Here is a 12,209-nt window from a genome sequence, read left to right on the forward strand (position 1 = left end):
CCGTCACCCGGCCCAGGGCTCGTACAGGGTGCCCGCGCTGCCGCCGACCCGCAGGTGCAGCAGGAAGGGGCCGGAGCCGTCGCCCCGGCCCAGGGCGTGGTCCAGCGCGGCCGGCAGCGCGTCCGGGTGTTCGGCGCGGGCCGCGGGGCAGCCGAAGGACTCGGCGAGGGCCGCGAAGTCGATGCCCGTGATGTCCGTGCCGGGGACGGGGGCGATGCCGATCCGGCGGCCCAGCGCACGGACGGCCGCGTAACCGCCGTTGTCCAGAAGGACGTAGGTGACCGGGGCCGTGTGCCGGGCCGCGCTCCACAGGGCCTGCACCGAGTACAGCGCCGAGCCGTCGCCGACCACGCACACCACCCGGCGCCGGTCGGCGAGCGCCCGGCCCACCGCGAGGGGCAGGCCCCAGCCGAGCGCCCCGCTGCCCGTGGTGAGGAAGCCGCCGCCCGACTCGACGGGCAACCGCGCGTGCAGCGCGTCGCGGTGGCTCGGCGCCTCCTCGACGAGGACCCGGTCGCGCGGCAGCCGGGCGCGCAGCAGATCGAAGAACAGCTCCGGCGTGATGTGCCCCTCGGCGCGGGCCGGGGCGGGCGCGGGCCGGGGCGGCGGCGGGTCCCGGTCGGGCTCCGTCAGCAGCCCGGCGAGCCGGGCCAGGGCGGGCCGCAGGGTGGTGACGATGCTGGTGCCGGTGGGCAGCCAGGCGGCCTGACCGGGGTCGCAGTCCAGGTGGAACAGCTCGGTGCCGGGGGCGAGCGGCGGGCCGCCGTCCGCCACGTGATAGGTGAACACCGGCGCGCCGAGGGCCACCACCACGTCGTACGGCGCGAGGCGCGCCGCCAGTTGCCGGGCGATCGGCGGCAGGAAGCCCTGGAACAGCGGATGCGACTCCGGGAAGCCGGAGCGGCCGGAGAGCGGGCTGATCCACACTCCGGCCCGGATCCGCTCGGCCAGCACCCGGACCTCGTCCAGCGCGTCCTCGTCGTCCACGCCGGGCCCCACCACGAGTGCCGGGCGCGCGCAGGCCGCCAGCCGGGCGGCGAGCGCGTCGAGGGCCTCCGGGGCGGCGGCGAACGACGAGTGCACCGTGCGGGGCGTGACGGGCTCGGCGGGCCGGTCCCAGTCGTCCTCGGGCACGGACACGAACACCGGTCCCCGTGGATGCGTCATCGCGATCCGGTACGCCTCGGCGAGCACCGCCGGCACGTCCTCGGCGCGTTCCGGCTGGCGGGCGGACTTCACGTACGGGCGCGGGAACAGGGCCGGTTCGTCGGCGCCGAGGAACGGCCGCAGCTGGATCAGGGAGCGCGCCTGCTGTCCCGCCACGATCACCAGCGGCACCCGGTCGCGGAAGGCGTTGAACACCGCGCCCAGCGCATGTCCCACCCCGCCGGCCGAGTGGAGGCTGACGAAGGCGGCACGCCGGGTGCCGAGCGCGTGCCCGGCGGCGATGCCGACGGCGACGGACTCCTGCAGGCCCAGCACATAGGTGAAGTCGTCCGGCCAGTCGCGGAACATCCGCAGTTCCGTGGACCCCGGATTGCCGAAGACCGTGGTCATGCCGGTGTCGCGCAGAAGCCGTACGACCGCCTCGCGCACCGTGGCCGTCGTCATGCCGCCCTCCCTGCGTACGGTCCGGGGCCGACGAGCCGCTTCTCGACCGCCAGCAGACCGGTGTTGAGGAGATACCCGAGCGCGCCGAGCAGCAGCAGCGCGGCCCACACCGTGAGCAGATCGGAGCGCGTCTGGGCGTCGGTGAGCGTGAAGCCGATGCCGTTGTCACTGCCCGGCAGCAGCTCCGAGAACACCATCAGGATCAGACACAGCGAGAGACTGAGCCGCAGCCCCGCGAAGATCCGCGGCAGCGCCGAGGGCAGGATCAGGAACCACAGCCGCTCGGGCGCCGTCAGCCGCAGCACTGCCGCCACCTCCAGCCGCAGCGGGTCGGTGGCGCGGGCGCCCTCCGCCGAGTTGATCAGCACCGGCCATACGGCGCTGAACACGATCGACGCCACCTGCATGGGCGTACCGAAGTCGAAGACGACGACGAACACCGGCACGAGCGCGGGCGGCGGCACGGCCCGTGCGAACTGCAGCACCGGGTTGCACAGCGCGTACGCCCGGCGCGAGCGTCCCACGGCGATCCCCAGGGTGACCCCGGCGACGGCGGCGAGCGCGAACCCGGCCGCCATCCGGCCCAGGCTCGGCAGGATGGTGTCGACGGCGGCCGGGGTGAGGAACAGATGGCCGACCGGCCCGGAGAACCACAGGTCGCGGGCGTGCCGGGCGATCCGCAGCGGCGGCGGGAAGTACACGCTGCCCTGGGCGCGGGCGGTCAGCTCCCAGCAGGCGACGGCGGCGACGAGCACCGACCAGCGCAGCAGGAAGGGGACGGCGGTGGCCCGGGGCGGCCCGGGTGCGGCTGAGGTCCGAGCGCTGCGCTGTGTCTGCGTCATGACCGGCTCCGCCGCAACTTCCCTGCGTCCGGGCGGGATTCCTGCGCCCAGGCGAACAACCGCCGCTCCGCGCCGACCAGTACGCCGTTGATCAGCAGCCCGAGACCGCCCGCCCACACCACTCCGGCCAGCACGTCCCGGGTGCCGTCCGTCTCCGTCTGGGCCTGGGCGATGAAGATCCCGAGACCCTGGCCGAACCCGGAGAGGATCTCCGTCGCGACGGCCAGGATCAGGGCGACCGCGGCCGAGATCCGCACACCGGCCGCGATGAACGGGGCCGTAGCCGGCAACTCCACCCGCAGCAGCACCGCGAGCCGCCCGAACCCGAAGGCGCGCAGGGTGTCCTTGGCCAGCGGATCCGTCTCGCCGAGGCCGTAGACGGTGTTGAACAGCACCGGCCAGAGCGAGGCGTACGCGATCAGTGTCACCTCCGTCTGCGTGCCCGAACCGAGCAGCAGCGACACCAGCGGGATCAGCGCGACGGACGGCAGGGGCCGCAGAAACTCGATCACCGCGCGTACGGCGGCCTCCACCACCGGCACCGCGCCCAGCAGCAGCCCCAGCGGTACGGCGATCGCACAGGCGAGCCCGAGGCCCAGCACCCACACCCGCAGGGTCACCCCGATCCCGGCGAGAAAGGCCGGGTCACCCGCCAACCGGGCGGCACGAGCGAGGACTTCGGAGGCGGGCGGAAGATAGCTGCGGCGTACGATCCCGGCCCGGGCGACCGCCTCGCAGACTCCGAAGGCACCCGCCGCGCCGAGCAGACCGAGGAGCAGCTCCTGACGGCGTGTCATATCACCAGCACAGGGGCCGGATCGATGTCCTTCGTCAACAGCCCCTGGAAGCGCATGAGCTTGATGAGCCGGCGCAGTGCGGCCGGGTCGGCGGTCGCCGGATAGTCGGGCAGATGGATCGACCTGGCCTGGTCCGCGGTCACCTTGGCGTACTTGGGCAGCTCCGTGCGGACCGCTCCCGGATCCTCGGCGGCGATTTTGGAGGCCGCCTCCACGGCACGCCGGAAGCCGGCCGCGGCCTTGGGGTTCTTCTTCACGAAGTCGGCCGTGGTGACGTACCCGCTGGCGGGCAGGCCCCGCGCCGGTCCCGATCCGCCGTCCAGCAGGACCCGCGCGCCCAACTCGCCCTGGACTGCGGTGTCGAAGGGCTCGACCGCGTGGGCGGCGTCCACCTGGCCCCGCTGCAGGGCCGGCCCCATCTGCGGGAACAGGATCTGCCGGTAGACGGGTCGGCCGGCGCCCTGGGCGTCCAGGATCGCGTTCAGGGTCAGAGACTGGATGTTGTTGAGGACGGCGACGGCGACCTTCTTGCCCGCGAGGTCGGCGGGCTTCTTCAGCGCCGAGTCCTTGCGCACGAGGATGTCCATCATGTGCGGGGCGATCCGGACGCCCTCGGCGAGGATGCGCAGGTTCAGGGTGCCCTTCTCGTAGGCCTGGAAATAGGTGACGTAGTTCGCGCTCGCGATCACGTCCACCTGGCCCTTGAGCAGTGCGGGCAGCGCCTGGATGCTCTGCTGCACGGGCTGGATGTGCACGTCCAGGCCCTCCTTGGCGAACAGCCCGCGGTCCCGGGCCAGATAGAGGGCGGCGGAGTCGGTGAGCGGCAGCGCCGCGACGGTCAGCTGCTGCCGTCCGTCGCCGGCGTGCGACGTGCCGCCGCTGTCGCACCCCACGAGGACCAGCGCAGCCGCGGCGACAAGCGCGGCGAGGCGTTTCGTTCGCGTCATTCCCGGTCGTGATCGTGATCGACGTAAAGGCATACGGGCATGACTACCCAGCATTTGTCATGATCGCTACATTCGCTTCCGGGGTCTTTGGACGGAGTCAGGCCCGTGGCCCCGCGATGCGCAAGGGAGTCGCGGTCGGTGGTGTCGTGGTGTCAGTGGTGCCGGTCGCGTCCGCCCACCAGTCCGCGCCGTCCTCGATGTAGCGCAGCAGCACGCCCTCGCGGATGGCCCAGGGGCAGACGACGGCCCCGCGCAGCCCCATGAGCTTGAGCGCCGTGTGCCCGACGACCGCTCCGGCCAGGCTCTGCTCGGCGCGCGGCGCGGAGATCCCGGGCAGCTGGACCCGCTCGACGACGGGCAGCGCGGCGAGGGTGCGGACCGCCTGGTGCAGATCCCGGCAGCGCATCTCCCGCTGCACGAACGGGCCGTGGCGTCCTGGTGCCGCCCCGCACAGCCGGCCCAGCTGCTGGAACGTACGCGAGCTGACCGCGGCGGTGCGCGGCCGTTCCCAGCGGATTCGCGAGGCCACGTCCCGCAGCTCATGGCGGAGCCGGCGGCGCAGCTCCTTCAGTTCCTCCGGCCCCGGCGGGTCATGCACCGCCAGGTACTCCTGGGTGAGGCGCCGCGCGCCGAGCGGCAGGGACGCGGCGAAGTCGGGCAGCCGGCCCCGGCCGAAGGCCACCTCCAGGGAGCCGCCGCCGATGTCGAGCACCGCGAGCGGGCCGGCGTGCCAGCCCAGCCAGCGCCGGGCCGCCAGGAAGGTCAGCTCCGCCTCGGTCTCACCCGGCAGGGTGCACATGCGGATCCCGGTCCCGGCCGCCACCCGGCGCAGCACCTCCTGCCGGTTCGGGGCGCTGCGCACCACCGCGGTCGCGAAGGTCAGCGGCCCCGACGCATGCCATCTCCGGGCGGCGGCCCCCGCCGCGCCCACCGCCTTCACCAGTCGCTCCACCGCCTCGTCGGTGATGGTGCCGTCCGGACCGACGTGTTCGGACAGGCGCAGCTTCCACTTGACGGTGTGCACCGGCAGCGGAACACCATCCTCCACATCCGCGATCACCAACCGAACCGTGTTCGACCCCGCATCCAGCACGCTCACCCGCATGGCCGGGGAGTACCCACTTTCCCGTCAGGAACCCGTCATTCAGGGGGGCGCCTGTGCTTTCAGGGGGGCGCCTGTGTGCACAGGCGAACGCGCACGGACCGGGGTCCAGCAGGTCCTGTCCTGATCCCGGCCCCCACCCCGCCACCGACCCCCGTTCCTGCCGTTAGATGGTCGCCACCACTGTCTGTGCGAGGAGCGGCACTTGAGCGGGACGGATGCGGTGAGGGTACTGGTGATCGGCGGCGGCATCGCGGGGACCGCGGCCGCGCTCGGGCTGCACAAGGCCGGATACGACGTCACCGTGTACGAGGCACACCCCGACAGGGCCGAGGACATCGGGGCGTTCCTGACCCTGGCGAGCAACGGAATGCGCGCCCTGGCCCAGCTCGACGCCACGGACGCCGTCACGGCCGTCGGTTTTCCGCTGACTTCGCTGCGGCTGCTCGACAGCGACGGCACCGAGCTGACGCAGGCACCGCTCGGCGAGGTCGCCGAACCCGGGCTGCGCTACCGCTGTCTGCGCCGCGGCGAGCTGAACTCGGCCCTCCAGCAGGAGGCGGCCCGGCGCGGCATCCCGCTGTGTCACGGGGTCCGGCTGACCGACGTGACCGAGACTCCGGACGGCGTCACCGCGCACTTCGCCGACGGCACCACCGCCGACGCGGACCTCCTCATCGGCGCCGACGGACTCAACTCGACGGTCCGCGAGATCCTCATCCCCGGCGTGCGGCCGGACTACTCGGGTCAGCGGGTCTACTACGGCTACACCGGCTCCGCGCCGCGCATGGCCGGGACCGGTCGCATCACCTTCGTCCGGGGCAGCAAGGCCACCTTCGGGTACGCGGTGTCGCCGACGAGGGAGATGTACTGGTTCGCCCGCGTCAACACCGAGCCCCTGCCCCCCGACAGATCCGTGCACGAGGTCGCCTGGCGCGAGGAGCTGCTGCCGCTGCTGCGCGAGGACTCCGCGCCGATGGGGGCCGTCGTCGCCGCCTCCGTCGGCTCCGTCCTGGTCACCAACGCCACCGAGCTGCCGCTCGGCGCCGTATGGCACACCGGACGCGCGCTGCTCATCGGCGACGCGGCCCACGCCGCCTCCCCGGCCACCGGCCAGGGCGCCTCGATGGCGCTGGAGGACGCCGTCGTCCTCGCCAAGGCGCTGCGCGATCTACCCGGCCTGCCCGCCGCGTTCGCCGCCTACGAGGCCCACCGCCGCCCCCGCGTCGAGCACAACATCACCGTCAGCGGCGGCATCTCCCGCGGCAGCCACAACCCGGCCCGGCCCGGTCCCGTCATCGCCCGCCCCGCCGACCCGGACACGGCGCTCATCCGCCAACTGGCCTGGGACCGCCCGCTGTCCGCCGCCCCGTCCGCGGAGTCCTGACCGGCCCGCGGTGGCGTACATCGCCTCGCGAAAGTGCAAGAGGCGCAGCACTGGAGTCCATTGCCGGGAAAACGCCGGGGCCGGATCGTTCCGTGCGACCGGCCCTTCGGAACCCTCGGCAACAAGGAGCACAGTTGCGACTCTTGAGCAGAGCAGGCGGCGCGTCGGCCGCGACCGCCGCCCTGGTCCTGGGCGGTGGCATCGCGTCCCCCGCACCGGCCGCCACACCCGCCGACGCCGGCTACACCGTGACGGTGGGGACCCCGGTACCCTTCACCCACCCCACGGACACCCCCGCCAGCCCCTACCTCGACCGGGACGGCACCTTCCACTACCAGCAGTCCGCCGCGCTGTACGGCGCCAAGGACCCGCGCACCTGGGACTTCTACACCGGCACGAACTTCGACACCGCGACCTTCGACAAGGCCCTGAGCAAGTCGGTGAACCCGGCCAACCCCGCCGACCGCAACGACGACACCACCTGGCGCTGCAACAACAGCCCCACCGGCCGGGAGGCGACGTACGCGCCGAGCGGCTCCGGCTACGCCCAGAAGAACTACTGCGACCTGTCCGGGGTGTGGGTCGACCCCGACACCGGCGACTGGTACGGCCTGGTGCACGACGAGTTCACCCCGCAGCCCTTCGGCGACGGACTGCACTACGACGCCATCGACTACGCCGTCTCCACCGACCGTGGCCGCACCTGGACCATCAAGGACCACGCGATCACGTCGCCGTACAGCACCGAGCGCGGGGACACGGCGGCCTTCCCGAACCAGACGTACTCCTACGGCGACGGCGACCAGCGCCTCTTCGTCGACACCGCGTCCGGCTACTTCTACGTCTATTACGGCTCCCGGATCATCGACAAGAGCGGTGGCTGGAAGGCCTTCTACGAGCACGTGGCCCGCGCCCCGATATCGGCCAAGATGGCGCCCGGCTCCTGGCGCAAGTGGTACGACGGCGCCTGGTCGCAGCCCGGCACCGGCGGCAAGGAGAGCAACATCGTCCCCGTCGACGCCGACCACCCCACCGGCTACACCCCCGCCTCCGCCGAGTACGACCCGGCCAACACCGGCACCGCCGCCCAGCAGATCGCGGCCGGCACGATGCCCCCGACCTCACCGCTGTTCGTCATGAACATCGCCTACGACGCCCATCTCGGGCTGTACATCGGCGAACCGCAGGCCGTCGACCAGAGCGGCAACTCACCGCAGTACCTCTACGCCACCGACGACCTGAGCACCCAGAAGTGGCGCCCGATCGGAGACACCGGCAGCTACACCAACGCCTCCTGGTACCGCTGGTTCCTCGACAGTGCCAACCGCACCAGCTCCACGATCGTCGGCAGGTCCTTCCGCTCCTACTGCGCCTTCGGCTGCTCGCACGACGCCTCCGGCGAGTACGTCGACATCACCGTCGACTCCTCCGCACCCGCCGCCGCCCCGATGGACACGAGCCGCACCTACCGCATCGCGAGCGGCGCGGGCCGGATCCTGGCCCAGGCGGCCCGCGGCAGCGCCACCACCTCGCTGGCGCGGCCCGCCAAATCCGGCCGCGACACCTGGGTCTTCACCCCGACCGGCGACGGAGCCTTCACCCTCACCAACGCCGCAAGCGGGCGGCTGCTCGGCGTCGACTCGTCCTCGGCCGCCGGCCGGGCCTGGGGCGCCAGGCCGACCGCCACCGCCGCACGGAGCGGCGGGCCCTGCGTCGGTCAGCAGTGGTTCGTGATCCCCAACGGCTCCGGTGGCACCTACCGTCTGGTCAACCGCTACAGCGGGCTCGTGCTCGGCCTCTCCGGCACCTCGGGCCGGCTCGCCGAGACCACGCCGGTGCGCACCTGGACGGACAGCAGCGGGAGTTCGGTCGGCGCGGGGCGCTCCGCCGCCGAACAGACCCTGTCCCTCACCGCGACCTGAGCGCCCCGCGGGAGTGCCGCGGCAGGCCGTCGGGGACGCCCAACTCCCTTCGGACGCCGGGAAACCTCCGGCTATCCTGCGCCCATGTCGATCACCAACGGGGATTCCGACGCCTGCCTGGCCGTGGCAGCGGCCCAGGCGGGCGCCGCCGTCGTCCGCGACCTCTACGGCAGGCGGCTCGAACGCTACGACAAGTCCGCCGGAGACTTCGCGACCGAGGCGGACCTCGCCGCCGAGCGGGCCGTCCTGGACGTGCTGCGCGCCGCCCGCCCCGACGACGCCGTGACCGGCGAGGAGAGCGGACGCTCCGGCGCCGCCGACGCCCACCGCCGCTGGCTCGTCGACCCGCTGTGCGGCACCCTCAACTACGCGGTGCGGAACATGCTCGTCGGCGTGAACGTCGCCCTGCGCCAGGGGTCCGAGGTCACGGCCGCCGCGACCGCCGACCCGTTCAGCGGCGAGGTGTTCTGGACCGATGGCGAGGCAGCCTGGGTCCGCAGGGAGGGCGCGGACGAACGGCTGACGCCCTGGGCCGGGTCCGCGCTGGTGGACGTCAACCTCGATCCGCCGTTCCCCAACGCCCCCGGTTTCCAGGCGGTCCGTCTCCTGGCCGACCCGGGCTTCGCCGAACGGTTCCGGCCCCGGGTGATCTCCAGCACCCTCGCGGTGGCCTGGGTCGCCGCCGGCCGCCGGGCCGCCTATGTCACCGACGGCGATCTGCGCGACAGCGTGCACTTCGCGGCGGGGATCGCCCTGTGCCGGGCGGCCGGCTGCACGGTGACCGGCCTGTACGGCGAGCCCGTGCTCAGCGGCGCGGGCGGCCTCGTCGCGGCGGCCGACGCGGAGACCCACGCCGCGCTGCTGCAGCTCGTCAAGAACCAGAAGAACGAGGGGAGTTAGCGGAGGCACCTTGCGGTGTTCCGTCGGCCGCCGCCATCACGCATGACGGCACCGTCGGCTACGCGGCCTACAAGGTCGCCGACTCCGTCACCGCCCACAAGGCCTGGAGACTCGGCAGCTACCGCAACTACACGGCCGACCCGCCGATCGTCCAGGCCAACGGGTTCCAGGTCCCGGCCGGCCCGGGCATCAAGGTGCACGACCTACTGGTGATCTCCCTCGGCGGCAAGGGCCAGTACGCCCATGTCGTCGACAGCGCCGGCGCTCCCACCTCGGGAACCGGCACCGTCCCCTCCAAGGTGACGTCGTTCCCGTGATCCGGCACAGAAGCAAGGCCCCACCGGGTTTCGAGTGCGCGCCGAGTGCAACACGGACGGTGCGGCCCGTGCGGACGGAGCCGCACCACCGCATGTCCGCAGAGGCAGCAGAAGAAGAGGACGCTCATGGACCACTCGCGCGCACCCGTACTCGAGGCCCTGGAGGAGTTCCGGCGCCGCGGAGACGTGGTGTTCGGGCCGCCGGGGCACAAACAGGGCCGCGGCACCGACCCCCGGGTCGCCGAGGTGCTCGGCATCGACGTGTTCCGCTCGGACGTACTGAACCTCAACGGCCTGGACGACCGCCGGGAGTCCCAGGGCGTGCTGGAAGAGGCGCAGGAGCTGATGGCCGACGCGGTCGGCGCCGAGCACGCCTTCTTCTCGACCTGCGGCAGCTCCCTGTCCGTGAAGACCGCGATGTGTGCGGTCGCGGGTCCTGGGGAGAAGCTGCTGCTGTCGCGCAACGCGCACAAGTCGGTCGTCGCGGCGGTGATCATCAACGGTGTGGAGCCGATCTGGGTCCACCCGAAGTTCGACGCGGAACGGCACCTGGCCCACCCGCCGGAGCCCGACGACGTCCGCGACCGGCTGCGCGAGCACCCCGACGCCAAGGGCATGCTGCTGATCACCCCCACCGACTGGGGCACCTGCGCCGACATCCGGGGCGTCGCCGACGCCTGCCACGCCTGTGACATACCCCTGATCGTGGACGAGGCCTGGGGCGCCCATCTGCCCTTCCACCCGGACCTCCCGGCCTGGGGCATGGACGCCGACGCCGACCTGGTCGTCACCAGCGTGCACAAGATGGGCGGCGCCATCGAGCAGAGCTCGGTCTTCCACCTCCAGCACGACCGGGTGGCGCCCCAGGTGCTCAAGCAGCGCGAGGACCTGCTCGGCACGACCAGCGCCTCGTCCCTGGTGTACGGCGCCCTGGACGGCTGGCGGCGGCAGATGGCCGAGCGGGGCCGCGAGCTGCTGGAGACGGCCGTGCACCGGGCCGAACGCATCCGGGCGCAGCTGCGGGAACTGCCGGGACTACGGGTCATGGGGGGCGAGGTGATCGAGGAGGGCCTGGCGGCCGAGTTCGACCCGATGAAGATCGCCGTGGACGTCCGGGACCTCGGCATCAGCGGCATGCAGGCGGCCGAATGGCTGCGGGCCCACCGGCATGTCGACGTGGGCGGCTCGGACAGCTGCCGGATCACCGCCTCCATCACCCACGCCGACGACGACGAGACGGAGAAGGTCCTGCTGGACGCCATGGGCTCGTTGGTGGAGAACGCCGGTTCGATCGAACGGCGGCCCGCCGTCCGGCTGCCCGAGCCGAGGGCGCTCGAGCTGGAACAGGCGGTCCTGCCGCGCGAGGCGTTCTTCGGGCCCGCCGACCAGGTGCCCGCCGAGCGGGCAGTGGGCCGGATCTCCGCCGAGATGATCAGCCCCTATCCGCCCGGCGTGCCCGTCGTGGCGCCCGGCGAGGTGATCACGAAGGAGGTCCTGGACTTTCTGCACAGCGGAGTGGCGCACGGCTTCCTCATCGCCGACGCGGCCGACCCGTCCCTGGAGAGCCTGCGCGTCACGGCCCGACGGTGACCGGTCCGCCCGTGTGCCGAGGGCCCCGTCCGCGGTCCCCTCACCCGCCACCCGGGTGTGACCGGGCCCTTTCGGACTGCGGGAGCCGGGGGCTGCGCCTAAGGTGGCGTGTGCGGGTGGCCGGGTGCCTGCCTGCCGGGTCAAGAAGGCGGCCCTCCTGACGAAGACACCCTCGGCAGGGGGCACTTGGCCCTGCTCGACGGTCCCCGGGTCCGGACGACACGTCCGGCGGGCCTGCCGTCCCGGCAACTCGATGAGAGACGGCCCGACTTCACCCCGACCGGAAGTCCATCGATTCCCGGTTTCGGACGCACCGGCCCGGGGACCTCGGTACGAGGGCAGCTCACTCCGGACGGCGTACCACAACAGGCGGACGGCGCGGGGCGCGGGTGTGATGGAAGGGTCCCTCCGTCAACCAGTAAGGCAGATCATGCGTCTTCGCAGTATCGCCACAACGGCCGTAATCGCAGGCGTCCTTGCCCTGGGAGGCTCGGCGACCGCCTTCGCCGCCGACCCGGACCCGACGACCGGAACCGCCCTCAACAGCCCCGGCGTCCTCTCGGGCAATGTCATCCAGGTACCGATCTACGTCCCGGTCAACGTGTGCGGCGCCAGCATCAACCTGCTCGGGCTGCTGAACCCGACCAACGGCAACAGCTGCGTCAACCAGTGACGCCGCCGGTGGGGGGGGGGGGGGGGGGGGGGGGAGGGGAGGGGGGGGGGGGGGAGGGGGGGGGGGGGGGGGGGGGGGGGGGTGTTTTTTTGGGGTGTGGGGTAAGCGGGGGGGGGGGAAG

10 protein-coding genes and 1 pseudogene are annotated in these 12,209 nt (G+C 72.8%); 6 read left to right on the forward strand and 5 right to left on the reverse strand.

Annotated elements, in window-relative coordinates; all coding sequences use genetic code 11:
- Nucleotides 1-3 precede the first annotated feature (3 nt).
- The 5 genes from mdlC to ACZ418_RS36995 all read right to left on the reverse strand — a co-directional run bounded on the left by mdlC (nt 4) and on the right by ACZ418_RS36995 (nt 5,302).
- Nucleotides 4-1,611 carry a benzoylformate decarboxylase gene (gene mdlC / locus ACZ418_RS36975; protein ID WP_468371667.1) on the reverse strand — a complete coding sequence of 536 codons (1,608 nt, stop codon included), beginning with the start codon at nt 1,609-1,611 and terminating at the stop codon, nt 4-6.
- Nucleotides 1,608-2,453 (reverse strand): ABC transporter permease, encoded by an 846-nt coding sequence (locus ACZ418_RS36980; protein ID WP_468371669.1) that lies wholly within the window; start codon nt 2,451-2,453, stop codon nt 1,608-1,610. Before ACZ418_RS36980 ends, mdlC begins: the two co-directional genes overlap by 4 nt.
- Nucleotides 2,450-3,250 (reverse strand): ABC transporter permease, encoded by an 801-nt coding sequence (locus tag ACZ418_RS36985; RefSeq protein ID WP_468371670.1) that lies wholly within the window; start codon nt 3,248-3,250, stop codon nt 2,450-2,452. The genes ACZ418_RS36980 and ACZ418_RS36985 overlap by 4 nt, the downstream gene beginning before the upstream one ends.
- Entirely contained in the window at nt 3,247-4,197 is a 951-nt protein-coding gene (locus tag ACZ418_RS36990; RefSeq protein ID WP_468371672.1) for an ABC transporter substrate-binding protein, read from the reverse strand. Before ACZ418_RS36990 ends, ACZ418_RS36985 begins: the two co-directional genes overlap by 4 nt.
- Before the next feature lie 97 nt (nt 4,198-4,294).
- Nucleotides 4,295-5,302, reverse strand: a complete 1,008-nt coding sequence (locus ACZ418_RS36995; RefSeq protein WP_468371674.1) for a Ppx/GppA family phosphatase — start codon at nt 5,300-5,302, stop codon at nt 4,295-4,297.
- A gap of 202 nt (nt 5,303-5,504) precedes the next feature.
- Here ACZ418_RS36995 and ACZ418_RS37000 point away from each other — a divergent pair, with 202 nt between their 5' ends.
- The 6 genes and pseudogenes from ACZ418_RS37000 to ACZ418_RS37025 all read left to right on the forward strand — a co-directional run bounded on the left by ACZ418_RS37000 (nt 5,505) and on the right by ACZ418_RS37025 (nt 12,088).
- Nucleotides 5,505-6,686, forward strand: coding sequence for an FAD-dependent oxidoreductase (locus ACZ418_RS37000; RefSeq protein WP_468371677.1), 1,182 nt, complete (start codon nt 5,505-5,507; stop codon nt 6,684-6,686).
- A 143-nt stretch (nt 6,687-6,829) separates the two neighbouring features.
- A complete protein-coding gene (locus tag ACZ418_RS37005; protein ID WP_468371679.1) occupies nt 6,830-8,608 on the forward strand; it encodes an RICIN domain-containing protein in 1,779 nt (592 codons plus the stop codon).
- A gap of 84 nt (nt 8,609-8,692) precedes the next feature.
- Nucleotides 8,693-9,508, forward strand: a complete 816-nt coding sequence (locus tag ACZ418_RS37010) for an inositol monophosphatase family protein (RefSeq protein ID WP_468371682.1) — start codon at nt 8,693-8,695, stop codon at nt 9,506-9,508.
- A gap of 20 nt (nt 9,509-9,528) precedes the next feature.
- Nucleotides 9,529-9,825 (forward strand): annotated as a pseudogene (locus tag ACZ418_RS37015) (discoidin domain-containing protein); the annotation flags it as partial.
- Nucleotides 9,826-9,951: 126 nt separating this feature from the next.
- Nucleotides 9,952-11,415 carry an aminotransferase class I/II-fold pyridoxal phosphate-dependent enzyme gene (locus ACZ418_RS37020; RefSeq protein ID WP_468371685.1) on the forward strand — a complete coding sequence of 488 codons (1,464 nt, stop codon included), beginning with the start codon at nt 9,952-9,954 and terminating at the stop codon, nt 11,413-11,415.
- Nucleotides 11,416-11,845: 430 nt separating this feature from the next.
- Nucleotides 11,846-12,088 (forward strand): chaplin, encoded by a 243-nt coding sequence (locus tag ACZ418_RS37025; protein ID WP_468371688.1) that lies wholly within the window; start codon nt 11,846-11,848, stop codon nt 12,086-12,088.
- The last annotated feature ends 121 nt before the right edge of the window (nt 12,089-12,209 follow it).

The organism is Streptomyces sp. NPDC030820, from assembly GCF_055572075.1.